Origin of the sequence: Streptomyces nidicola (assembly GCF_050106155.1) — a bacterium.
Lineage (GTDB): Bacteria > Actinomycetota > Actinomycetes > Streptomycetales > Streptomycetaceae > Streptomyces.
In genome coordinates this window covers 5,711,654-5,733,976 of record NZ_JBNBPI010000001.1, presented here as the reverse complement: position 1 = coordinate 5,733,976, position 22,323 = coordinate 5,711,654, and the positions used below count along the sequence as shown (strand labels likewise).

Genomic DNA, 22,323 nt, shown 5'->3' with positions numbered 1-22,323 from the left:
GAATGTTGGTGTTTGATGAAACTTGCCCTGTTTATCTGGCCCGGATGAGTGACCGGACGACACTCCGGTCGATCACGGAACGTCACAGCCGATCGGCCACGATCGGGCCCCGACAGAAGGTCGGTCCCCGGCGAGCAGAAACGATCTACCGGGGAGGGGTTCGGCGGCCCGGAACCCGCGTGCACCGCGATCCAGGCTGGATAGGCCGTCCGACCTGCCTCTATGATCGGCACACTTTCCAGCCGGGACCCGGCCGCAGCAGATCACGCAACCATCCGACGCACCACGGGAGCGAGCGGTGAGCGCACAGCCCGAAGGGCCCACGACCGCGCGCCGGGTGGCCCCGCCCGGCCTACGCCACGATCCCCTCGCGGGGATCCAGGGGCTCACGGAGACCTCGGATTTCACGGAGGGTGATGACATGGGGTCGGCCTCCCGGGCCCCGTCCGCCCAGGCGCTCTACCGGCCGGCGTTCGCGACGTCACCGCTGGCCATGGCGGTCGTCGACCGCGAGGGCGCGATCGTCGGCGCCAACGACGCCGCGTGCGCGCTGCTGTGCGGGGAGGACGCCGAGCAGGACACCGGGCAGCTCGCGGGCCGCTCCGTCGACGAACTGCTGGACCTGCACTCGGACCCGCGCACCGCGGACGCCTACCAGGAGATCCTGCGCGGTCGGCAGGCCCGGCTCAGCCGCACCCGCCGCCTCAAGCACCCCTCGGGCCACTCGATGTGGCTGCGCGTCACGGTGTCCCCGCTCCCGGACGCGGAGGCCGTGCTGCTCTCGCTCAGCGACATCACCGCGCACCGCGGCCTCCAGGACCGGCTGCACCACCTGGAGCTGCACGATCCGCTGACCCGGCTGCCCAATCGCGCGCTGTTCTTCGAGCGCGTCTCCGCGGCCCTGGAGGCGCGGCCGTACGAGAGCACGGGCGCGACCGGGCGCGTGGGGCTCTGCCTGCTGGACCTCGACGGGTTCAAGGCGGTCAACGACTCGCTCGGGCACCCGGTCGGCGACCGGCTGCTCGTCGCCGTCGCCGAGCGGCTCACGCGCTGCGCGGACCGCGCGCAGAGTGCCTCGGGCGCCCCGCTGGTGGCCCGGCTCGGCGGCGACGAGTTCGCGCTGCTCGTCGAGGACTCCACCGGTACGGAGCAGGTGGCCGAGCTCGCCCGGGCGGTGCTCGACGCGCTGCGGGAGCCCTTCGACCTGGCCGGTGAGCAGGTGTCGGTCTCCGCCTCGATCGGCGTGGTCGAGCGGCAGGTCACGGGCGTCAGCACGACGGCCCTGATGCAGGCGGCCGACACGACGCTGTACTGGGCGAAGGCGGACGGCAAGGCCCGCTGGACCTTCTTCGACCCGGAGCGCAACGCCCACCGGATGACCCGCCAGGCCCTGTCGTCCAGCCTGCGGCCCGCGGTCGACCGGGGTGAATTCGCCCTGGAGTACCAGCCGTTGGTGGAGATGGCGGACGGTGCGCTGCGCGGGGTCGAGGCGCTGGTGCGCTGGCGGCACCCGCAGTTCGGCCTGCTGACGCCGAATCGGTTCATCGGACTGGCCGAAGAGGACGGCTCCATCGTCGAGTTGGGGCGGTGGGTGCTGCGGACGGCCTGCGCGCAGGCGCGGCGCTGGCAGGTGGAGCACCCCGAGGCGCCGCCGGTGTTCATGAGCGTCAATGTGGCGGTTCGTCAGATGTGGGACTCGGACCTGGTGGCGGACGTCGCGCGGATCCTCGCCGAGACCGGACTCCCGCCGGAACTCCTCCAGTTGGAGCTGATCGAGTCCGCCGTGATGGGCCCGACCGGACGGCCGTTGCAGGCGCTCAGGGCGCTGAGCGACATGGGCGTGCGCATCGCCATCGACGACTTCGGCACCGGGTACTCCAACCTCGCGTACCTCAGCCGGCTGCCGGTGTCGGTGCTCAAGCTCGACGGGGCGTTCGTGCGGGGGTTCCAGGACGACGGGTCCGCGCCCGCGGAGCCGGCGGACGCGATGATCGTCGAGGCGCTCGTGCAGCTGGCGCACCGGCTCGGGCTCACCGTGACCGCCGAGTGCGTGGAGACGGCGGAGCAGGCGGAGCGGCTGCGCCGGCTCGGGTGCGACACCGGGCAGGGGTGGCTCTACTCGCGGCCGGTGACGGCGGATCGTATCTCTGGGCTTCTCGCCGAGCGCAGATGATCCGCCGCCGTCAGGCGTCCTCGTACGCTCAGGGGCGCGGCAAGTCGTAGGCGTCCGCGATGAGTTCGTAGGAACGCAGGCGTACGTCGCCGCCGTGGGCGTTGGCCGTGAGCATCAACTCGTCGGCGCCCGTGCGCTTTTGCAGCTCGTCGAGGCCGGAGCGGACCTCGTCGGGGGTGCCGTGGATGACGTTGGAGTTCCAGGAGTTGACGAAGTCCCGCTCCATCTCGTTGAACTGGTACGCCTCCGCCTCCTCGGGCGTCGGCACGAGGCCGGGGCGGCCGGTGCGCAGCCGGACCATGTTGAGGGCGGCGGCGAGCACCTGACGGCGGGCCTCCGTGCCGTCGTCGTCCGTCGCGAGGGCCGATACGCCGATGAGGGCGTAGGGCTCCGACAGGATCTCGGACGGGCGGAAGTTCTCGCGGTACAGGTCGAGCGCCGGGAGGGTGTTCTGCGCCGAGAAGTGGTGCGCGAAGGCGAACGGGAGGCCGAGGGTTGCGGCCAGGCGCGCGCTGAAGCCGGAGGAGCCGAGGAGCCAGACCGGCGGGCGGTTCGGGTCCTGTACGCCACCCGGGGACGTGGCCTGGACCGGGCCGGGGACGGCGTGGATGCGGGAGTACGGGTGGCCGTCGGGGAAGTCGTCGTCGAGGAAGCGGGTGAGCTCGACGAGCTGCTGCGGGAAGTCGTCGGCGCCCTCGTTGAGGCGGTCCGTGCGGCGCAGCGCGGCGGCGGTCGCGCCGTCCGTGCCGGGGGCGCGGCCGAGGCCGAGATCGACACGTCCCGGGGCCATCGCCTCCAGCGTGCCGAACTGTTCCGCGATCACGAGCGGGGCGTGGTTCGGGAGCATGACGCCGCCGGAGCCGAGGCGGATGCGGTCCGTGTGGGCGGCCAGGTGGGCCAGGATCACGGCCGGGCTGCTGGAGGCCACGCCGGGCATGGAATGGTGCTCGGCCACCCAGTAGCGGTGGTACCCGCGGTTCTCCGCGAGGCGGGCGATGTCGACGCTGGTGCGGAGGGCGTCGGTGGCTGTGCGACCCGCTCCGACGGTGACCAGGTCCAGGACGGAGAGGGGGGTCGGGGCAGTGCCCTGGGCTGCGCCGCGGATCACGGGTCCTCCTGCGTACGTACGGGTGTGTGTGGCTTGACCCCGTTCGTAACGGAGGGCTACTCCGCTTTATTCCCGGCACCGTGGCCGGACCCCTCTTCCTGTTACGCCGCACCGGGGCGCCGCCTTGCCCACCCTGCCGCCCAAGGCGGCAGATTGCCCAAGGCGGGGGCGGCCACCCGTAGGCCCGAGCGGCAGGTTGCCCCAGGCGGGGGCGGCCACCCGTAGGTCCGAGCCGCAGGTTGCCCAAGGCGGCGACGGCCACCCGTAGGCCCGAGCGGCACGTTGCCCCGGGCGGGGCGGGCACACCCGTCGGGCCGACGCCCCCGGAGGGGGCGGGTGGTGGGAGGTGGGCGGGGCAGATCAAGCCCCGCTCTACAGACGAGAGCCGGCGGGGTCCGGGGGCGGAGCCCCGATCTTTTCGGCCCCGGCGGCGGGTGGGCAAATCCAGCCCCGCCGGCGTTTGAGGCGCGGGGGCCGGGGCGGAGCCCCGTGGCGTAGGGCCGGGTGGGCGTCACCCCACTCACACCTGAACCACCGGCTCCTTCGTGAAGAGCGCGCCCAGGGCCGGCGCGTTGACCCTCCGGTCGACCAGTCGCAGCGCCTCCCAGACCGTGACCTGGTTCGCCGTGAGGACCGGCTTGCCGAGCTCGGACTCCAGGTCACGGACGTACGCCGCCGTGTGCAACGCCGTGTCCGGCAGCAGCAGCGCGTCCGCGTCGGGGTGGTCGCCGGCCCGGGCCATGGCGAGGACCTCGTCCCACCCCCACGTCCCCACCTCGGCCGCCGTGATGATCCCGCTCCCCCGGACGGACACGACCTCCGCCCCGCCCGCCTTGAGGAACGTGGCGAAATGGTCCGCGACATCCTCCGGATAGGTCGCGGCGACCGCCACCCGCCGCGCCCGCACCTCCCGCAACGCATGAGCGAAGGCGAAGGACGTACTGGAGGCCGGCAGCCCCGCCGCACGCGCAAGCCCACGCACCTGCTCGTGCGCACCGTCCCAGCCGAAGACGAAGCTCCCGGACGTGCACGCCCACACCACCGCCTCCGCACCGGAGAGCCGCAGTTCCTCGACCCCCGCGGCGAGGCGGTCCGGCGCGCCCATCTCCAGCAGCGCGTCGACACGGTGCGCGTCCTCTCCGATGTCGGTGTGGACGACGGGCAGCCGCACATCGCTGTCGATCAGCATCTCGATGCGCGGGTAGTCGTCCTCCGCGGAGTGTCCGGGGTAGAGAAAACCGAGCGAGGTCATGCGCTATGCCCACCCTTCCTGTTCCTTCGACCGTTCCCTCGGCAGATCCTCCGGAGGCAGCGCCTCCGGCACGTCCGCCGGGGGCCACACCCGCGCCGCCGGATCGAGCAGCGCCTGGTAGGGCCCCACGGCACGGGTACCCAGTCGGGCGAGGGCTGCCCACATCGTGACTTGATTGGCCGAGATCACCGGGATCCGCAGCTCCGCCTCCAGTTGCGGGATGATGTCGTAGGTCGGCAGGTTGGTGCAGCTGATGAAGAGCGCGTCGGCGCCGGAGCGCCCCGCTTCCCTGGCCATCGCCGCCACATCCCGGTAGGGCACCTTCCAGATGTGCCGGGTCAGACCGAGGTAGGCCCGGTCCGTGACCGTGATGCCCGCCTCGGACAGATACTCCTCCAGCGATTCGGTGACGGATCGCGTATAGGGCGTCACGAGGGCGATGCACCGCGCGCCCAGTTCGGACAGGGCCTGGAGCAGGGCCCCTGAGGTGGTCACGGCGGGCAGCTCCCCGGCCCGCCGCATCGCCGCGCACATCGCCCGCTCCCCCGCGAGACCGCCGACGAAGCTGCCGGAGGCGCAGGCGTACGCGAGGACTTCGGGCCCGGTGGCACCGAGCGCACGGACCGCCTCACCGAGCGTCTCGTGCTCGCTGACCAGGCGGGCCAGGTCGAGGCCGACCTCGACGGGCACGTAGGGAGTACGGGTGAGGTGGAGGGATACATGGTCGGGCACCCAACGCCACAGCTCGCGGTCGAGAGCGAAGTCGAACGGGGCGACGACGCCCACACCGCGCTGCGGTTTCGGTCCCCCCAGGAATGAGACGTCCATGAGCAGGCCCCATGTTCAGCTGACTGATCAATGCCGGTGTGGTGCATGAGCCGGCGAACCGCCGGGACGTCGGGACAGCGACACAGCGCGAAACAAGGTGCAGGAACCCTAGTGGTGTCCTCTGTTGTCGACGGTAGGTTCCGGTGCCTGCGGGGTCAATCCGCACATGTCGGCAGGTGTCTTTGAACTTTCCGGTGTTCATGAAATGGGTGGCTGTTCCCGACTTCTCGCGCCCAGGAAAGCGGATCTTCATTGCCGGACGGTTTCCCCGCGATGTCCGTGCCTGACGAGGTGATCCTGGGTAGGTCCCCGGCAACATATCGCTGGTGCTGGAGGGCGGATGACGAGCGAGCTCATCGGACTGACCGCGCAGGACCTCATCGAGGGATATCGCAAGGGAGAGATCAGCCCCGTCGACGCGACCCGCGCCGTGCTCGCCAGGATCGAGGAGACCGACCCTGTACTGAACGCGTTCGTGCGTGTCGACGCGGAGGGGGCCCTCGCCCGGGCGGAGGCGAGCGCGCGGCGGTGGCGCGAGGGTGCGCCGATGGGCCTGCTCGACGGGGTGCCGGTGTCGGTGAAGGACATCCTGCTGCAGCGCGGAGCACCCACGCTGCGCGGCTCGAAGACCGTGTCGGAGCAAGGGAGTTGGGACGAGGACTCGCCGTCGGTGGCCCGGCTGCGCGAGCACGGCGCGGTCCTCCTCGGCAAGACGACGACGCCGGAGTTCGGCTGGAAGGGCGTGACCGACTCGCCGCTGTCGGGCGCGACCCTCAACCCGTACGACACCTCGCGGACGGCGGGTGGTTCGAGCGGCGGGAGCGCGGCGGCGGTCGCGGTGGGGGCGGGGCCGCTGTCGCTCGGCACGGACGGCGGGGGTTCGGTGCGCATACCAGCCTCCTTCTGCGGGATCTTCGGTCTCAAGCCGACGTACGGGCGGGTGCCGCTGTACCCGTCGTCGGCGTTCGGGACGCTGGCGCACGTGGGGCCGCTGGCCCGTACGGCGGCCGACGCGGCACTCATGATGGATGTGATCTCGAGCCCCGACCCGCGGGACTGGTCGGCCTCGGGACCGCCGTCCGGCGGCTTCCGGGACGCGCTGCACGGCGGGGTGCGCGGGCTGCGTGTCGCGTACTCGCCGACGCTCGGCGGACAGGTGGCGGTGCGGCCCGACGTCGCCGCGGTGGTGCGCGCGGCGGTGACGCGGCTCGCCGAACTCGGCGCGTACGTCGAGGAGGTGGATCCGGACTTCTCGGATCCGGTCGAGTCCTTCCACACGCTGTGGTTCAGCGGGGCCGCGCGGGTGGTGCAGCATCTTCCGGCGTCCAGGCGGCAGTTGCTCGACCCGGGGCTGCGGGAGATATGCACCCGGGGCGCGCGGTACAGCGCGCTCGACTATCTGGCGGCGGTCGATGCGCGGATGGCGCTCGGACGGCGGATGGGCGCCTTCCACTCGACGTACGACCTGCTGGTGACGCCGACGGTGCCGATCACCGCCTTCGAGGCCGGAGTTGAGGTTCCGCGCGGCTCCGGTCTGCGCCGATGGACGGGCTGGACCCCGTTCACGTACCCCTTCAACCTGACCCAACAGCCCGCCGCCTCCGTGCCCGTGGGGCTCGACGGGGGCGGCCTGCCGGTCGGTCTCCAGCTCGTGGCGGCACGGCACAGGGACGATCTCGTACTCCGGACCGCGCACACGCTCTACGAGGCAGAAGTGGCGAGTCACTCCAGTCCCAACACGGCCTGAATCGCGCGAAGTGAGGACATGGCCGTATTGCAGTGAATTCAGATCTCGGCTTTATCAAGGGCCGAAAACGATAGGCATACCTCTCGGGGCTTCGGGTAATGGCGCGCCATGGCTCCACCACTTGGTAACAATGAGGGATTCATCGCCAGACCAGTCCGCCGCCGCTCCCTGCTCTACGGTGCGGGGGCGGCGGCGCTGGGTGTGTTCGGCGCCGCGGCCTGTGCCCGTGTGCCGGAGGAGGGGAAGGTCGAGGGCGGGGATCTGCTGGACCGGCTGCGCGACGCCGGAGAGGTCAAGATCGGTGTGGCGGGGGAGGTCCCGTTCGGATACATCGACGAGAACGGCGAGGTCACCGGAGAGGCGCCGGCGATCGCCAAGGTGATTTTCCCGCGCCTCGGTGTGCCCAAGGTGAAAGCGGTGCCGACGCAGTTCAGCGCGCTGATTCCCGGGCTGACCCAGGCGCAGCAGTTCGACGTGGTGTCTGCGGGCATGTACATCAATCCGGATCGCTGCGAACAGGTGCTGTTCTCCGATCCCGACTACCTGATGCCCGACTCGTTCATCGTGCGCAAGGGAAACCCGCACGGCATCAAGACGTACAAGGAAATCGCGGACAAGAAGCTGAAGTTCGCGACGGGCACGGCCTACGCGGAGATCGATACCGCCAAGGCCCTGGGCATCAAGGACATGCTGATCCTGCCCGACCAGGTCGCCGGGCTCGACGCCGTGCGCCAGGGCAGGGTCGACGCCTTCGCCGGCACGGCCGTCACGGTCCGCAGGGTGATCAAGGGCAAGAGCGGGGTCGAGGGCGTCGAACCCTTCCAGCCCTACGTGGACGGAAAGCCGGTCTACGGAGCGGGCGGATTCGCGTTCCGAAAGTCGGAGAAGAACCTGCGCGACGCGTTCAACAAGGAGCTGCACAAGCTCAAGGACAGCGGTGAACTCCTGCGCATCATGGCGCCCTTCGGCTTCACGAAGAAGGAGATGACCGACCTCACGGTCGAGAAACTCTGCCCCCCTGCCAAGGGAGCCGCCTCATGATGTCCGCGAAGTTCTTCGAAAACTGGTTCCTGCCGGGCATCTGGATCACGCTCGAGGTCACGGTCCTCAGCGCGGTCATCGCCTTCGTCATCGCGTTCATCATCGGCGTCCTGCGCACGTCCAACGTGTGGTTCGTGCGCTTCCTGTCCGGGGCGTACTTCGAGATCTTCCGCAGCACGTCGTCGCTGGTCTTCATGTTCTGGATCGCGTTCACCGTGCCGATGCTGTTCCAGATCAAGTTCCAGCCCATGTTCGCGGGCATCCTGGCGCTCAGCATCACCTACGGCGCCTACGGTTCGGAGATCGTGCGCGGCGCACTCGCCGCGGTGCCGCCCGCGCAGCGCGAGGCCGGCATCGCCCTCAACTTCTCGCGCAGCCAGCGCCTGCGCCGCATCGAGATCCCGCAGGCCTGGCCGGAGATGATCCCGCCGTTCAACAACCTGCTGATCGAACTGCTCAAGGGAACCTCGCTGGTCTCCCTCATCGCGGTGGCCGACATGACGTTCGCGGGCAACCTCAAGCGGCTCGTCTCCGGTGACAGCGCACCGGTCTACACGCTGCTGCTCGTCCTGTACTTCGTGTTCGCCTTCATCTTCACGCGCCTCATGCGCCTGCTTGAGCGCCACGCCAAGAGCCGTGTCGGCCAGGCGCCCGAGAAGGGTGGCCTGCGCGTGCTCCTCGGCGGGATGCGCTCCAAGTCGACGATCGACGCCGTCACCGGTGCCGGAGGTGCCAAGTGAACTGGGACTGGTCCAACGTCGCGGACTTCATGCCGCAGTTCTGGGACGGCGTGCTCGTCACGCTCCAGGCGCTCGTCGGAGGCGTGATCATCGCCTTCGCGCTCGGCCTGGTCTGGGCGATCGCCCAGCGCTCGTCCACGAAGTGGGTCAGCTGGCCGGTGACGGTGGTCACCGAGTTCATCCGGAACACCCCGCTCCTGGTGCAGCTGTTCTTCCTCTTCTACGTCGTTCCCTCCTGGGGCATCTCGATGTCCCCGCTGGTCACCGGCATCGTCGGTCTTGGCCTGCACTACTCGACGTACACGTCCGAGGTCTACCGGGCCGGCATCGAGGGCGTGCCCGTCGGCCAGTGGGAGGCGGCCAAGGCGCTCAGCCTGCCCAAGGGCCGCACCTGGCGCGCGGTGATCCTGCCGCAGGCAGTGCGCAGGGTGATCCCCGCGCTCGGCAACTACGTGATCGTCATGCTGAAGGAGTCGCCGCAGATCATGGCGATCGGCGCCCTCGACATGCTGGGCGAGGCGCAGGGCTTCAGCCAGACCACCTTCACCTACGAGGCCATCAGCATCGTGGGTATCGCCTTCATCGTCATCGCCTACCCGGCTTCTCTTCTTCTGCGAGTTTTGGAGCGTCGTCTTGTCCGCTGACAGCAGCACTTCCCAGGAAATTCCCAATCCTGCCGTCGACGGCAGCGAGCTCATCCGCTTCGACAAGGTCACCAAGCGGTTCGGCAGCAACACCGTCCTGGACGACCTGGACTTCTCCGTCGCGTCCGGCAAGCACGTCACGCTGATCGGCCCGTCCGGATCCGGCAAGACCACGATCCTGCGGCTGCTCATGACGCTGATGAAGCCCGACGAGGGCACGATCAAGGTCGGCGGCGAGTACCTCACGCACGAGCAGAAGGACGGCAAGCTCGTCGAGGCCGGCGAGAAGCACATCCGCGAGATCCGCAAGAACATCGGGATGGTCTTCCAGCAGTTCAACCTGTTCCCGAACATGAACGTGCTGCGCAACATCACCGAGGCGCCGGTCAACGTGCTGGGCCTGTCCAAGGACGAGGCGGAGCAGCGGGCCAAGGAGCTGCTCGACATGGTCGGCCTCGGCGACCGCTGCGAGGCGTACCCCTCGCAGCTCTCCGGCGGCCAGCAGCAGCGTGTGGCGATCGCCCGCGCGCTGGCGATGCGCCCGCAGGTGCTGCTCCTGGACGAGGTCACGTCGGCGCTCGACCCCGAGCTGGTGGCCGGCGTCCTCGACGTCCTGCGGGACATCGCGCACACCACGGACATCACCATGCTGTGCGTGACGCACGAGATGAACTTCGCCCGCGACATCTCGGACCAGGTCCTGATGTTCGACTCGGGGCGCATCATCGAGTCCGGTACGCCGGAGAAGATGTTCGGCGAGCCGGAGCACGAGCGCACCAGGGAGTTCCTGAGCGCGGTCCTGTGACCAGCCGCTCACCGATTGGTGCATGACTTTGGCATATGCCAGGGTGGCGCGTTCCTGCTGAGAGGCACGGAACGCGCCACCAATCTCCCCAACCGCCGCCCCCAAAGGGGGTGTTGGCGGCTATCGTGGACCCAGCCCAGCTGTCCGGAACCGGTCCATGCAGGGGGAAGAACCGTGGCGCTGAAGCACGAGCGAGGTGCGTCCCCGCACCAGCCGCACGAGGCGGTGCAGCACGCGTTGCGCGTGCTGGAGACCGTCGCCCACCGAGGCGCGGGCGTGACCGACACGGAGCTGGGGCGCGTCACCGGACTGCCCGCCGACCAGCTGACGATCCTGCTGCGGATGCTGCGCAGGGAGGGTTACGTCCAGCAGGGCGCCGACGGGGCGTACACGACCGGCGAGACGCTGACCAGGCTCGGCGCCGCGGACGGCCAGGCGGCCGCGCTCACCGAAAAGCTCCAGCGGACCCTCGACCGGCTGCGCGACGACGTGGGGGCGGCGGTCTACATGAGCCGTTACGTCGACGGGGAGATCCGGATCACGCAGGTGGCGACGGGGCCCGAGACGCCCGCGGTCAACGAGTGGGTGGACTTCCGCGTCTCTGCGCACGCGAGCGCCATCGGCAAGAGCCTCCTCAGCCAGCTCGACATGAACGGGCGGCGGGATCATCTGTCCCGCCACAAGATGGCCCGGCTCACCTCGCGCACGATCACCAACGAGAAGGTGCTGCTGTCCCGCCTCGCGGCGCAGCCGGCGACGGTGCCGGTCCTCGACCTCCAGGAGTACGCGGTGGGCACGGTGTGCGCCGCGGTTCCCATCACGGCGGGCGCGTCCGTCGGATGCCTGGCACTCTCCCTCCCGGTCGAGCACGCGCACCGCTTGCACGACGCGGCGGAGCAGCTCAACAAGGAGGCGGCACCGGTCCTCCTGTCCTTGGCGATCTGAGCCACACCGGCAGCAGAAACGCACGACGAAGGCCCCTCGCTGCTGCGAGGGGCCTTCGCTTCTGTGCGCCATCAGGGACTCGAACCCCGGACACGCGGATTAAGAGTCCGCTGCTCTAACCAACTGAGCTAATGGCGCCGGTTGACGAGGTAAATACTACCTGGCCCCAGGGGGTGCTTTTGACCACCGGAGGCGCAGGCGTCACGTGGGGGTGACCAGGGACTCGCGGCCGTGGTCCCGGTAGGCCGACGCCAGGTCAGCGCGGTCCTGACCGGTCAGGCGGCGGTGGGCGGGGGCGCCCGGGGGCCGCCACCACACGTCGCCGCCGCTCCAGAAGCCCTCGCGGCGCAGCTCCCCGCGGCGGACCTTGTTCGTCGCGGTGACCGGCATACGGTCCACCACCCGGAGGAAGCGAGGGGCCATCTTCGTACCGAGGTCCGGCTGGGAGCGGAGGAAGGTGTCGAAGCCGGACGGATCGAAGGCCCGGCCCTCGTGGAGCGCGATCGTCGCCATCACCTGGTCCCCGGCCACCGGGTCCGGCACCCCGTAGACCGCGACGGCCGCCGCGTCCGGCCAGCGGGCGAGGATGTTCTCGATCATGGCCGGGGCGAGGTTCTCGCTGTCGACGCGGATCTTGTCGTCGCCGCGCCCGGCGAAGTAGAGGTATCCGTCGGCGTCACGGTAGAAGTGGTCGCCGGTCCAGTACCAGCCGTGCTCCCGGACGCGTTCGGCGTACGCGGCGTCGTTGCGCCAGTAGCCCTCGAAGGGCGAGCGGCCCCGGTTCACCAGCTCCCCTATGGCCTCCGCTCCATTGAGGAGGCGCCCGCCCCCGTCGAAGCGTGCCGGCGGGCACTCCGCCTTCGTCTCCGGGTCGAGCACCGCGAGGTCACTGCCGGGAGCCGCCAGGCCGATCGCCCCCGCCGGGGTGCCTGCCGTGCGCTGCACCGCGGCCCCGCCCTCCGAGGACCCGTACCCCTCGACGAGCCGCACCCCGAACCGCCCCTCGAACCGCGCCGCGTCCACGGCCCCCGCCTCCGTACCGAAACCGACCCGGAGGGGGTTCTCGCGGTCGTCCGGCCGCTCCTCGGTGGCCAGGATGTACTGGACGGCTCGGCCTACGTAAGTGAAATACGTGGCGCCGAAGCGGCGCACGTCGCCCAGGAACCCGGACGCCGAGAAGCGGCGGCGCAGCGCCACCCCGGCGCCCGCCGCGACGGCCGGCGCCCAGTCCGCGATGACCGCGTTGCCGTGGAAGAGCGGCATGCAGATGTAGTGCACGTCGTCCGCGCGGACCCCGAAGTTGTCCACCAGGGACTGCCCCGCCGCCGCGAGCCGCCCCTGCGTGCACAGCGCCGCCTTCGGGGCCCCGGTCGACCCGGAGGTGAAGTAGAGCAGCATGCGGGTGCCGGGTCCGACCCGGTCGTCCGCCTCCGGCTTGGCCCCTTCGTACGGCGTGAGCAGCTCCTCGTACGCGCCGGTGTCGGTCACCAGGATCCGGATGCCCGGCAGGTCGAGTCCGTCGAGCAGCGGGAGGTGGGCCCGCTCGGTGACCAGGACGCGGCACTCGGTGTGCGTGATGTCGCGGGCGAGTTCGGCGCCCCGCCGGGTCGGGTTGAGGCCGGCGACGGCGGCGCCGGACAGCGCGGCGGCGCCCAGCCACTGGGGGAATTCGGGGGTGTTGTCGAGGAGCAGGCCGACGTGGGGCTCCGCCGACCGGGGCAGCAGCTCGCCGAGCAGCGCCGCGCGGGCCGCCGCTCCGGCCGCGACCTGGTGGTGGCTGAGCACCTGATCCTCGTACGCGAGCCCGGGCCTGTGGTCGCCCCAGCGCTCCTGGACGAGTTCCGCGAAGGTACGCGTCGTCATGGATCCCATGCGGGTGCACCATAATTGACACTCCGTCAGATGTGGAGGGCACCGACGAAGCGTTCGACCGGAGCCCCGGCACGCCGTAGGGCGACGCACCGGGGCAGCCGGAGGCTCAGAACGTGACGTCCGAGCACGCGTAGAACGCGTTCCCCGTGTCCGCGACGTTCCACACCGCGAGGATCACGTGATGCCCCGACTTCCCGGAGGGCAACGTGCCGGAGTGCGAGAGCGTCGCCGGCGGCTGGCCACTGAACGGGACCGTGAGGAACGGCGCGGTCTGCAGGGCCGACCGGGTCAGCGGTTTACTCTGGTCCCAGCCGTCCTTGGTGATGTAGTAGCGGAAGTCCGTGGTGGAGTGCCGCGCGGTGAACTGCCAGCGGAACGTCTGGCTCTGACCGCCCGTCACCTTTGTCGTCGGCCAGGCGTTGCCGTTCGGCTGCTTGGCGGCGTCGAGTGCGCTGAAGCCACCGTTCCCGGCCGAACAGAGCTTGCCGTCGGCGGGGCCCGCCGCCGGGAAGCCCTTCGGCCCCTCGACACTCTGCGGCTCCCACTGGATGCTGCCGCAGCCGCTGACGCCGCCATTGGCGCACAGCTTCTGCCTGCTGACGGGCAGGTCGGTGTAGCCGTGACCGCTGGCGCCACCCACGGAGAGGGCGAACGCCCCCGCGGTCGTCAGGCCGAGCAGGGCCGCGTACGCCTTCGTACGCTTCGAGGTCTTTCGCATGCTGCCGCTCCTGGGGGGTGTTGGGAGTGCCGGAAGCCGTGCGCACAGCGATGGTTCAGGTCTAGACCAACGCACAATGTAGAACCGCGAGTTGAGCATGTCCAGACCAATCGCAATTCCCGGCACGGCCCCTTCCGGTCACCCCCGGCGCGGCGCCCCCGTCACGTCACCCCCGGCGCGTCACTCGCCCCGACCCGTGTAGAACGCGACCGTCAGGTCCTTCACGAGCAACTTGCGCTCGTAGTCGTCGAGATCGACGAGACCCCGCGCGGTCAGGCGCGTCACGGTGTCCTCCACCGAGTCCACGACCGTGGTGAGGACGCTGTCCCGGCGCCGCGCGTCGAGCGCCGCGATCCGGCGGCGCCGCATCGCCGCGGCCACCTCCGGCTCGTACTCGATCCGCGTGGGCTGCGCCGAGAACACCTCGATGCCGACCGGTTCCGCGTCCTCGGCGAGGCGCCGGGTGAGCAGATCACCGAGGGCCTCCGCGTTGCGCAGCACGGGCGCGTCCCGGTCGCCGACCACGGCGGGCAGCCGGGACAGCACGCGCGCGAGACCCGCCTCCACACACTCGCGCAGATACGTCTCGTGGTCCTCGGTCCCGAGCGTCGCCCGCGCCGTGTCCTTGATCCGCCACGCGACGAGCACGACGACGCGCAGCGCCTCGCCATTGGTGTCGACCGCCGGCATCGGCTCGCTGCGCCAGTGCCGCAGCCGCAGGTCGACCCGGCGGCGTACGAGCAGCGGGTTCAGCCACAGCAGCCCCGCCCGGCGCACGCTCCCCCGGTAGCGGCCGAAGCGCGTGAGCACCCAGGCCCCGCCGGTCCGCCCGCGCGCGAGCCCGCCCACGCCGAACAGGGCGAGCGCGCCGGACCCGGCGAGCGCCGCCCACTGCGCGGGCCCGAACCCGGCGCCCGCGTATCCGTCGAGTCCTGCGAGGTCGGTCATGATCCGGGGCAGCGCGCCCGCCCAGCCGAGCGTGGCACCGGCCCCGGCCGCGCCCACCGCCCCGCCGAACAGTCCGAGGACACCGGGCAGCGCCCGCCCCGCCCGCTCCTTCAGGTCGGGGTCGACGGACGGGACGGGGCGGCGCGGGGTGAGCGCCGGGGGCGTCCTGCGCGGCGTCTTCGCGCTCGCCCGCTCGACCTGGGCCTTGGTGACCACCGCGGGCCGCAGCGGCACGGCCACCGGGTCCGGGTCGTCGCGGAAGAGGAGGTGGACCGGGATCTCGGTGGTGGACTCGTTGCGGATGAGCCGCGCGGCGCGCGCCCCTCCGTCGGTTTCGGTCATGGAACCCTCCGCGTTGCGCGTCATGAGAACAGCCGGCGCCAGGTCTCGGGGCCGGGATAGCCGTCGGCCGCCTTGCCGCGCCAGCCCTGGGCCCGCTGGAAGGCCTCGACGTTGCGCCGGTCCGCCTCGCTCCAGCGCGGTCCGGGGCCCTTGGTGTAGAACTTGCCGAATCCTTTCTTCACGAGCTGCTTGCCGAGCCGCGTGACGTCGGAGTTCTCCGCGCCGGGGCGGAACTTCGCCTTGCCGGGGAAGCCGGAGGAGGACGGGGCCCGCTCGGCGCCGCCGCTGCCGGCGGACGGAATGCTCCGGCCCTGCCCGGTCGACAGATACGCCCAGGTCGTGGGGCCCGGGATGCCGTCCGCCGCCGCGCCGCGCCAGCCCTGCGCACGCTGGAACGCACGCGTGGCCTTGCGGTCGGCCTCACTCCACCGCGGTCCAGGACCGACCTTGTAGAACCGCTTGCCGCCCCGCTCGACGAGCATCTGGCCGAGCCGTGTCACGTGCGCGTTGTTCTTGCCGGGGCCGAAGTACTTGGCGCCGGGGAACTTCGTCGACGACGCGCCCGAACCGTAACTGCCGTCCGTGACGGCCCTGTAGCGGTACGCGACGTAGCTGCTCGAGTGGCTCCAGTACGCGTACGGGGTGGCCTGCACCCGCGTGCCCGGCTTGGTCTGCTCGTACGCGATGTACCGGGTGCGGGAGGCGTCCGTCCAGCCGCCGAAGATCGTGACGTGCGAGCCCTTCTCCGGGTCGGCCGGGTTGTGGAAGAGCAGCATGTCGCCGGGCTGCAGCTGCGACTTGGTGATCCGGGTGCCGTACTGGGCGAGGCTCCCGGTCCACTCGTTGCCGGGCAGGCCCCACGCCATGGAGACGAAGCCGGAGCAGTCCTGGCGGTAGCCGTCCTTCCAGTACTTGTTCATGTTGTACGGGACCTTGGCCGCGACCCACTTCTTGGCGCGGTCGAGGATCGCGGTCCGGGAGGTCTTGCGCAGGGCCTTGGACTGGACCATCGAAACGGAGCCGGCGGCCGGGGCGGGCGCTCCGTGCAGCGGTCCGGTCCCGCCCTGCGGCGTCGTGCCGACCCCGTCGTCCGGGGCCGGGGTCAGTGGTCTGGCCTCGTGGTGTTCGGCCGCGGCCGCCGGGGTGGTCTGGAGGCCGCCGATGACGGTGCCCGCGGCGGCGGCGAGGACGAGGGCGTGGCGGGCGCCCACCTTGGTGCGCACCGGGTGCGGCACCGCGCGCCGCCACTCGGCGCAGCCCGCGCAGTCGCAGTCCTCGGCCGGGTCGACGTCCTCGAAGACCGGGGCGCCCATCGGCTCCGCCGTGTCCCCGTGCTCCATCCGCTCCATGCGATTCCCCTCACACTCCGGTGCCGGACTTTGGAATAACGAGCCTCGATTCCGCACGCAGGAAGCGTCTCAACTGTCATGACAAATCGCATGTTGACGGTCCAAAAGGTGGAAACCCCCAGATTTCACCCAGCTCCCCGGCGTGTCGAGTGGTCAGAAGCACCCCAGGGGGTCGGGTAAAGTTATGCAGGTCGACCGGCGCCATTAGCTCAGTTGGTTAGAGCAGCGGACTCTTAATCCGCGTGTCCGGGGTTCGAGTCCCTGATGGCGCACAAGCAAGTGAGGCCCCCGCAGCAGCGGGGGCCTCACTTCGTGTTGCCGTCCGGCGGCGAGTGGGCACATCCAGCCCCGCCGGCGCTTGAGGCGCGGGGTCCGGGGCAGAGCCCCGAGGCCGTCACGCCGGTGCGCGTGAACTCTCGGCCCGGGGGCCCACCCACCCGCAATCGCCAGGCACGGAAGCACCCCCCGGCGTAAACGGCACGTTTCGCGGCGTATCGGCCTTGCGATCATGAACCGGGGCACAGCACTCTGTCATGGAGCCATTGGCTCCCAAGATGCTTACGGTACAAGGCAGTTGAAATGGGCACCGTGTCACACCGGGCCCGAGCCGGTTGCCGAGCGCGCGGGGAGGGGGCCCCGCTCATGAAGCGATGTCGAGGGGGGCATCATGCAACCGGAAGGCCGCCGTACCAGTCTTAGGTAAGGGTGGGACGGTGGCCCGCCAGTGATACGTCCGGGGGCACGGTCAGGGGGCCCGTTCCCGGGCGCAGGACCGACGACCACGCGGTGACGCGTGCGGGGGGATGACTCATGACGTCGACGCCGACGGGCGCCCGGCCGGAATTCGACCCGTCCGAGACGACCCAGCTGCGAGTGCCACCGCACCGCACTGGCGGTTTCCGGCGCATCAGAAAATCGTTGCCGCGCTACGACTACGAGCACTACAGCCGGCTCGCCGGGCCACTGACCCAGCCCGATCCGAACCAGCCGTACAAGGTGCGCTACCGCTCACTGCTCTCACAGGAGCCGCACAGGATCCGGGCCGCGCTGATGCTGGGCGCGGCCCCACTGCTCTCCCTGGTCCTGCTGTTCTGGCTGATGCAGCCCACGCACTGGACCGAACGGGACTACCCCGCCTACGACTTCCTGCCCGCCCTCGACATCGTGATGCTGGTGTCCATCGGGCTCATCGAGTTCTTCCGCTGCATGAACGTGCTGTCGAACGCGCACGCGACGCTGGTCGCCCGCGACCCGATCCCGGTCGTACCGGAGACCGGCACCCGCGTCGCGTTCCTCACCTCGTTCGTGCCCGGCAAGGAACCGCTCGAGATGGTGACGAAGACCCTGGAGGCGGCAGTGAAGCTGCGCCACCGGGGCCTGCTGCACGTCTGGCTGCTCGACGAGGGCGACGACCCGGAGGTCAAGGAGGTCTGCGAGCGGCTCGGCGTGCACCACTTCTCCCGCAAGGGCGTCGCGAAGTGGAACCAGCCGAAGGGCCCGCACCGCGCCAAGACCAAGCACGGCAACTACAACGCCTGGCTGGACGCGCACGGGGACGAGTACGACTTCTTCGCCTCCGTCGACACCGACCACGTGCCGATGCCCAACTACCTGGAGCGGATGCTCGGCTTCTTCCGTGACCCCGACGTGGGCTTCGTGATCGGCCCTCAGGTCTACGGCAACTACGACAACTTCATCACCAAGGCCGCCGAGTCGCAGCAGTTCCTCTTCCACGCGCTGATCCAGCGTGCGGGCAACCGCTACGGTTCGCCCATGTTCGTCGGCACCTCGAATGCCGTACGCATCAAGGCGCTCAAGCAGATCGGCGGCCTGTACGACTCCATCACGGAGGACATGGCGACCGGCTTCGAGATCCACCGGCACCGCAACCCCTCCACCGGCAAGAAGTGGCGTTCCGTATACACGCCGGACGTGCTCGCGGTCGGCGAGGGCCCCAGCGCCTGGACGGACTTCTTCACCCAGCAGATGCGCTGGTCGCGCGGCACCTACGAGACGATCCTCAAGCAGTACTGGAAGGGCTTCTTCACGCTCCCGCCGAGCAAGCTCTTCAACTACACGATGATGATCATCTTCTACCCGATGGCGGCCATGAACTGGATCCTGGCGGCGCTGAGTTGCGCGCTGTTCCTGGGTCTGGGCGCCTCGGGCGTGAACATCGACCCGACGATCTGGCTGATGCTGTACGGCAACGCGTCGGCACTTCAGATCGGCCTGTACATCTGGAACCGCCGGCACAACGTCTCGCCGCACGAGCCGGAGGGCTCCGGCGGCGTGGCCGGCATGGTGATGTCCGCGCTGTCGGCGCCGCTGTACGCGAAGGCGCTCTTCGACGCCGTGCTGCGCCGCAAGAGCAAGTTCGTGGTGACCCCCAAGGGCGATTCCGCGAGCCCCGACCGCTGGTTCGGGACCTTCCGCTACCACTGGTACTTCATCCTCATCTTCGGCGGCTCCATCGGCGCGGGCTTCTACTTCGGCCACTCCCACCCCGCGATGATCACGTGGGCCTGCTTCGCCCTGCTGATCACCGCGGCCCCGATGTTCGCGTGGCGCTACATGCTCCGCCAGGACAAGAAGAAGCCGAAGCCGCCCGCGCAGGACCCGCGGCCGGAGCGCCCCGAGCAGCCGGCGCCCGCGCCGCGGGCGCACACCGCGCCCCAGCACAAGCCGAGTTGGGCCGCGCAGCCGAGCGGCAGGAGCGACGTCGTCAGCTGGGGCAACGACCAGAACACGCAGATTTCCCTGGGGGGACATAACAAGTGAAAGACGGTGCGAGCCGCCGCCGTGCCCGGCGCATAGTCATCGGCACGGTGGTGGTCCTGGCGCTGGCCGGGATGAACGGACCCTGGCTGTACCGCTTCGGATCGGCCAAGTATCACGAGTACAAGATCAACAAACCGGAGTACAAGGCCGAGAACGGGCACTGGGACGTCATCGATTTCCCCCAGGACATGCGCCTGAACACGATTCACGCGGCGCTGTTGCACACCGGGAAGATCCTGCTCGTCGCCGGGTCGGGGAACAACCAGAAGAACTTCGACGCGAAGAAGTTCGACACCCGGCTCTACGACCCGGTGAAGAAGTCCATCAAGAAGATTCCCACGCCGACCGACCTGTTCTGCACGGGACATACGCAGCTGGCGAACGGGAATCTGCTGATCGCGGGCGGCACCAAGCGCTACGAGAAACTGAAGGGCGACGTCACCAAGGCCGGCGGCCTGATGATCGTGCACAACGAGGACCCGGACGCGCCCAAGACCATCAAGGCGGGCACGGTCTTCACCGGCAAGGAGAACGGCAAGTCGTTCGTCGCCAAGGACAACATCACGGTCGAGCGCGCCAAGAAGGTCTTCGACAAGGCGACCGGCAGGTTCCTGCGCAATGAGCCGGGCCTCGGCCGGGTGTACGTGGAGGCGCAGCGCCGCGGCGCCAAGTACGAGACCGGCACCCAGGACAACTACCGGGTGCAGGGTCTGACCGGCCAGGAAGCGCGCAATGTGTACGGCATCGCGCAGAAGCTCGCCCTGGACAAGAAGGACTTCCAGGGGATCAGGGACAGTTACGAGTTCGACCCGGTCGCCGAGAAGTACATCAAGGTCGACCCGATGAACGAGGCGCGCTGGTATCCGACGCTGACCACGCTCTCCGACGGCAAGGTCCTCTCCGTGTCCGGGCTCGACGAGATCGGGCAGCTGGTGCCGGGCAAGAACGAGGTGTACGACCCGAAGACGAAGAAGTGGACGTACCTGAAGGACGTCCGCCAGTTCCCGACCTATCCGGCGCTGTTCCAGATGGAGAACGGGAAGATCTTCTACTCGGGCGCGAATGCCGGTTACGGTCCGGACAACGTCGGCCGCAAGCCCGGCGTTTGGGACCTGACGACCAATAAGTTCGAGAAGATTCCCGGGCTTTCGGACCCCGACCGTCTGGAGACGGCCAATACCGTCGAACTGCCGCCCGCGCAGGACCAGAAGTACATGGTGATCGGCGGCGGTGGCGTCGGCGAGTCCAAGCTCTCCAGCAAGAAGACCCGGCTCGTCGACCTGAAGGACCAGAACCCGAAGTTCGTGGACGGGCCGAAGCTGGACAAGGGGACGCGTTATCCGCAGGCCTCGATCCTGCCGGACGACTCGGTCCTCGTCTCCGGCGGCTCGGAGGACTACCGCGGGCGCGGCGACACCAACATCCTCGAGGCGCGGCTCTACGACACGAAGAAGAACACGTTCAAGCGGGTCGCCGACCCGAACGTGGGCCGCAACTACCACTCGGGCTCACTGCTCCTGCCCGACGGCCGCGTGCTGTTCTTCGGTTCGGACTCGCTCTACGCCGACAAGGCCAACACCAAGCCGGGCACGTTCGAGCAGCGCATCGAGATGTACACGCCGCCGTACCTGTACCGGGACTCGCGGCCTGCCCTGGAGGGCGGCGAGAAGACGATCCGGCGCGGTGGCTCGGCGACGTACAAGACGGAGCACGCCTCGTCCATCAAGACGGCCCGGTTGATCCGGCCGAGTGCGTCGACGCATGTGACGGATGTGGACCAGACGTCCATCGCGCTCGATCTGAAGAAGTCGGCGGACTCGGTTTCGGTGACGGTGCCGAAGAGCCGGTCGCTGGTGGAGTCGGGCTGGTACATGCTGTTCGTCACGGACGACGAGGGAACACCCAGCAAGGCGCAGTGGGTTCACGTGCCCTAGCCGGGTGGCGTGGGGCGGAGGTCCGGGCCCCGAGTCGTGCACACGACTCGGGGCTCTGCCCCGGACCCCGCTGCTCAATCGCCGCAGGGGCTATCCATTCGCCAGCTTCACCGCGTACTCGCCCCACCATTCGCCCGCCTTCGGGCCGCCCTTGCAGGTGCCGTCGGATTCGCCGGGGCGTTTGACCCACAGGTAGGCCTTCACCTGCGGGTCGCCGGTCTTGGTGGTCGGCTTCTCGCCGAGGGCACGGCCCGGCGGGTTGCACCAGCGCTCGTCCGCGGCGCCGCCCGTGTACGGCCCGTTGCCGTTGCGGCTGGTGTCGACCACGAACGGCTTGTTCCCGACCTTCGCCGAGAGCTCCTTGCCGTACTTGACCGACTCCTCGGTGGTGTAGAAGTTCGACACGTTGACCGAGAAGCCGTCGGCCTGGTCGATGCCCGACCACTTCAGCGGCTCGTAGATCTGGTCCGGCTTGCCCCAGCCCGCGTTGCCCGCGTCGAGGTAGACCTTCGTGTCCTTCAGGGAGTTGAACTTCGCGATGGCGCCCTTGAGCAGGTCGTAGCGCTCCTCGTGGAACTGCTCCGGCGTGCAGTTGTCCACCATGTGCTGCACCGCGTCGGGCTCCAGGATCACCGTCGCGGGGCGGTCCCCGATGCCCGCGGCGACCTGGTCGATGAACTCCCGGTACGCGTTGCCGTCCGCCGCGCCGCCGCCCGAGTACTGGCCGCAGTCGCGGTGCGGGATGTTGTAGACGACGAGCAGCGCGTCCCGGTCCGCCTTCTGGGCGGCCTCGGTGTAGCCGCGCGCCTGTTCCGTCGCGTTCTCCGGCAACAGCCATTCCCCACTGGGCTGTTCGGCGATCTTACGGACCTTCGCGGCCTCGTCGTCCTTGCCGTCCTTCGCGAGAGCCGCGGCCGCCTTCGCCGCCTTGCTGTCGGGGTTCACCCAGAACGGGTCCGCGCCCTTGGGCTGCTGCTTCACCGGCCCCGTCGACCCGTCCCCCTCGTTGTTGTCCCCGCCGCCGGATGAACAGGCCGACACGAGCAGCGCCGCCCCCACGGCAACCGCTCCAGCCCTCAGTTTCCGGTACATCCAC

The 22,323-nt window shown here is 69.7% G+C and carries 17 protein-coding genes and 2 tRNA genes; 10 read left to right on the top strand and 9 right to left on the bottom strand.

Features of this window, described 5'->3' with window-relative positions:
- The first annotated feature begins 421 nt into the window (after positions 1-421).
- Entirely contained in the window at positions 422-2,173 is a 1,752-nt protein-coding gene (locus ACOKM3_RS26035) for a putative bifunctional diguanylate cyclase/phosphodiesterase (RefSeq protein WP_426906898.1), read from the top strand.
- Positions 2,174-2,201: 28 nt separating this feature from the next.
- Here ACOKM3_RS26035 and ACOKM3_RS26030 read toward each other — a convergent pair whose 3' ends face one another.
- From ACOKM3_RS26030 to ACOKM3_RS26020, 3 genes are all read right to left on the bottom strand, one after another.
- Complete coding sequence (locus ACOKM3_RS26030) at positions 2,202-3,281, bottom strand: LLM class flavin-dependent oxidoreductase (protein WP_426903441.1); 1,080 nt, start codon at positions 3,279-3,281, stop codon at positions 2,202-2,204.
- A gap of 520 nt (positions 3,282-3,801) precedes the next feature.
- On the bottom strand, positions 3,802-4,533 hold the full coding sequence (locus tag ACOKM3_RS26025) for a maleate cis-trans isomerase family protein (protein WP_426903440.1): 732 nt from the start codon (positions 4,531-4,533) through the stop codon (positions 3,802-3,804).
- A 3-nt stretch (positions 4,534-4,536) separates the two neighbouring features.
- The gene (locus ACOKM3_RS26020) at positions 4,537-5,361 is read right to left on the bottom strand and encodes a maleate cis-trans isomerase family protein (RefSeq protein ID WP_426903439.1); all 825 of its coding nucleotides are present in this window, start codon (positions 5,359-5,361) and stop codon (positions 4,537-4,539) included.
- Positions 5,362-5,701: 340 nt separating this feature from the next.
- On the opposite strand from ACOKM3_RS26020, the gene ACOKM3_RS26015 reads away from it, so the two are divergent.
- The 6 genes from ACOKM3_RS26015 (at position 5,702) to ACOKM3_RS25990 (ending at position 11,283) form a co-directional block, all read left to right on the top strand.
- Complete coding sequence (locus ACOKM3_RS26015) at positions 5,702-7,108, top strand: amidase (protein WP_426903438.1); 1,407 nt, start codon at positions 5,702-5,704, stop codon at positions 7,106-7,108.
- A 108-nt stretch (positions 7,109-7,216) separates the two neighbouring features.
- Positions 7,217-8,149, top strand: coding sequence for an ectoine/hydroxyectoine ABC transporter substrate-binding protein EhuB (gene ehuB, locus ACOKM3_RS26010; RefSeq protein WP_426903437.1), 933 nt, complete (start codon positions 7,217-7,219; stop codon positions 8,147-8,149).
- Positions 8,146-8,889, top strand: a complete 744-nt coding sequence (gene ehuC, locus ACOKM3_RS26005) for an ectoine/hydroxyectoine ABC transporter permease subunit EhuC (protein ID WP_426903436.1) — start codon at positions 8,146-8,148, stop codon at positions 8,887-8,889. The genes ehuB and ehuC overlap by 4 nt, the downstream gene beginning before the upstream one ends.
- Complete coding sequence (gene ehuD / locus ACOKM3_RS26000; protein WP_426903435.1) at positions 8,886-9,533, top strand: ectoine/hydroxyectoine ABC transporter permease subunit EhuD; 648 nt, start codon at positions 8,886-8,888, stop codon at positions 9,531-9,533. Before ehuC ends, ehuD begins: the two co-directional genes overlap by 4 nt.
- Positions 9,523-10,338: an ectoine/hydroxyectoine ABC transporter ATP-binding protein EhuA gene (gene ehuA, locus ACOKM3_RS25995; protein WP_426903434.1), complete on the top strand. Its 816-nt coding sequence runs from the start codon at positions 9,523-9,525 to the stop codon at positions 10,336-10,338. Before ehuD ends, ehuA begins: the two co-directional genes overlap by 11 nt.
- 174 nt (positions 10,339-10,512) lie before the next feature.
- Complete coding sequence (locus ACOKM3_RS25990) at positions 10,513-11,283, top strand: IclR family transcriptional regulator (protein WP_426903433.1); 771 nt, start codon at positions 10,513-10,515, stop codon at positions 11,281-11,283.
- A 64-nt stretch (positions 11,284-11,347) separates the two neighbouring features.
- Here ACOKM3_RS25990 and ACOKM3_RS25985 read toward each other — a convergent pair.
- The 5 genes from ACOKM3_RS25985 to ACOKM3_RS25965 all read right to left on the bottom strand — a co-directional run bounded on the left by ACOKM3_RS25985 (position 11,348) and on the right by ACOKM3_RS25965 (position 16,476).
- Positions 11,348-11,421 (bottom strand) — tRNA-Lys (locus ACOKM3_RS25985).
- A 63-nt stretch (positions 11,422-11,484) separates the two neighbouring features.
- On the bottom strand, positions 11,485-13,155 hold the full coding sequence (locus ACOKM3_RS25980) for an AMP-binding protein (RefSeq protein ID WP_426903432.1): 1,671 nt from the start codon (positions 13,153-13,155) through the stop codon (positions 11,485-11,487).
- A 106-nt stretch (positions 13,156-13,261) separates the two neighbouring features.
- Complete coding sequence (locus ACOKM3_RS25975; protein ID WP_426903431.1) at positions 13,262-13,873, bottom strand: lytic polysaccharide monooxygenase auxiliary activity family 9 protein; 612 nt, start codon at positions 13,871-13,873, stop codon at positions 13,262-13,264.
- A 180-nt stretch (positions 13,874-14,053) separates the two neighbouring features.
- Positions 14,054-15,163, bottom strand: a complete 1,110-nt coding sequence (locus ACOKM3_RS25970; protein WP_426903430.1) for an SPFH domain-containing protein — start codon at positions 15,161-15,163, stop codon at positions 14,054-14,056.
- Positions 15,164-15,183: 20 nt separating this feature from the next.
- Positions 15,184-16,476, bottom strand: coding sequence for a peptidoglycan-binding protein (locus ACOKM3_RS25965; protein ID WP_426906897.1), 1,293 nt, complete (start codon positions 16,474-16,476; stop codon positions 15,184-15,186).
- 234 nt (positions 16,477-16,710) lie between these two features.
- Between ACOKM3_RS25965 and ACOKM3_RS25960 the strand changes: the two genes are divergently transcribed.
- From ACOKM3_RS25960 to glxA, 3 genes are all read left to right on the top strand, one after another.
- Positions 16,711-16,784 (top strand) — tRNA-Lys (locus ACOKM3_RS25960).
- Between the two features lie 538 nt (positions 16,785-17,322).
- Positions 17,323-19,293: a glycosyltransferase family 2 protein gene (locus tag ACOKM3_RS25955; protein ID WP_426903429.1), complete on the top strand. Its 1,971-nt coding sequence runs from the start codon at positions 17,323-17,325 to the stop codon at positions 19,291-19,293.
- Entirely contained in the window at positions 19,290-21,227 is a 1,938-nt protein-coding gene (glxA, locus tag ACOKM3_RS25950; protein WP_426903428.1) for a radical copper oxidase GlxA, read from the top strand. The genes ACOKM3_RS25955 and glxA overlap by 4 nt, the downstream gene beginning before the upstream one ends.
- A 90-nt stretch (positions 21,228-21,317) precedes the next feature.
- Here glxA and ACOKM3_RS25945 read toward each other — a convergent pair whose 3' ends face one another.
- On the bottom strand, positions 21,318-22,319 hold the full coding sequence (locus ACOKM3_RS25945) for a glycoside hydrolase family 6 protein (RefSeq protein WP_426903427.1): 1,002 nt from the start codon (positions 22,317-22,319) through the stop codon (positions 21,318-21,320).
- Between the last annotated feature and the right edge of the window lie 4 nt (positions 22,320-22,323).

Excerpts from the sequence above, each read along its gene's own strand:
- ACOKM3_RS26035 (WP_426906898.1), top strand. The coding sequence starts at position 422 with ATGGGGTCGGCCTCCCGGGCCCCGTCCGCCCAGGCGCTCTACCGGCCG.
- ACOKM3_RS26025 (WP_426903440.1), bottom strand. The coding sequence starts at position 4,533 with ATGACCTCGCTCGGTTTTCTCTACCCCGGACACTCCGCGGAGGACGAC.
- ACOKM3_RS26020 (WP_426903439.1), bottom strand. The coding sequence starts at position 5,361 with ATGGACGTCTCATTCCTGGGGGGACCGAAACCGCAGCGCGGTGTGGGC.
- ACOKM3_RS26015 (WP_426903438.1), top strand. The coding sequence starts at position 5,702 with ATGACGAGCGAGCTCATCGGACTGACCGCGCAGGACCTCATCGAGGGA.
- ehuB (WP_426903437.1), top strand. The coding sequence starts at position 7,217 with ATGGCTCCACCACTTGGTAACAATGAGGGATTCATCGCCAGACCAGTC.
- ehuC (WP_426903436.1), top strand. The coding sequence starts at position 8,146 with ATGATGTCCGCGAAGTTCTTCGAAAACTGGTTCCTGCCGGGCATCTGG.
- ACOKM3_RS25980 (WP_426903432.1), bottom strand. The coding sequence starts at position 13,155 with ATGGGATCCATGACGACGCGTACCTTCGCGGAACTCGTCCAGGAGCGC.
- ACOKM3_RS25975 (WP_426903431.1), bottom strand. The coding sequence starts at position 13,873 with ATGCGAAAGACCTCGAAGCGTACGAAGGCGTACGCGGCCCTGCTCGGC.
- ACOKM3_RS25970 (WP_426903430.1), bottom strand. The coding sequence starts at position 15,163 with ATGACCGAAACCGACGGAGGGGCGCGCGCCGCGCGGCTCATCCGCAAC.
- ACOKM3_RS25965 (WP_426906897.1), bottom strand. The coding sequence starts at position 16,476 with ATGGGCGCCCCGGTCTTCGAGGACGTCGACCCGGCCGAGGACTGCGAC.
- ACOKM3_RS25955 (WP_426903429.1), top strand. The coding sequence starts at position 17,323 with ATGACGTCGACGCCGACGGGCGCCCGGCCGGAATTCGACCCGTCCGAG.
- ACOKM3_RS25945 (WP_426903427.1), bottom strand. The coding sequence starts at position 22,319 with ATGTACCGGAAACTGAGGGCTGGAGCGGTTGCCGTGGGGGCGGCGCTG.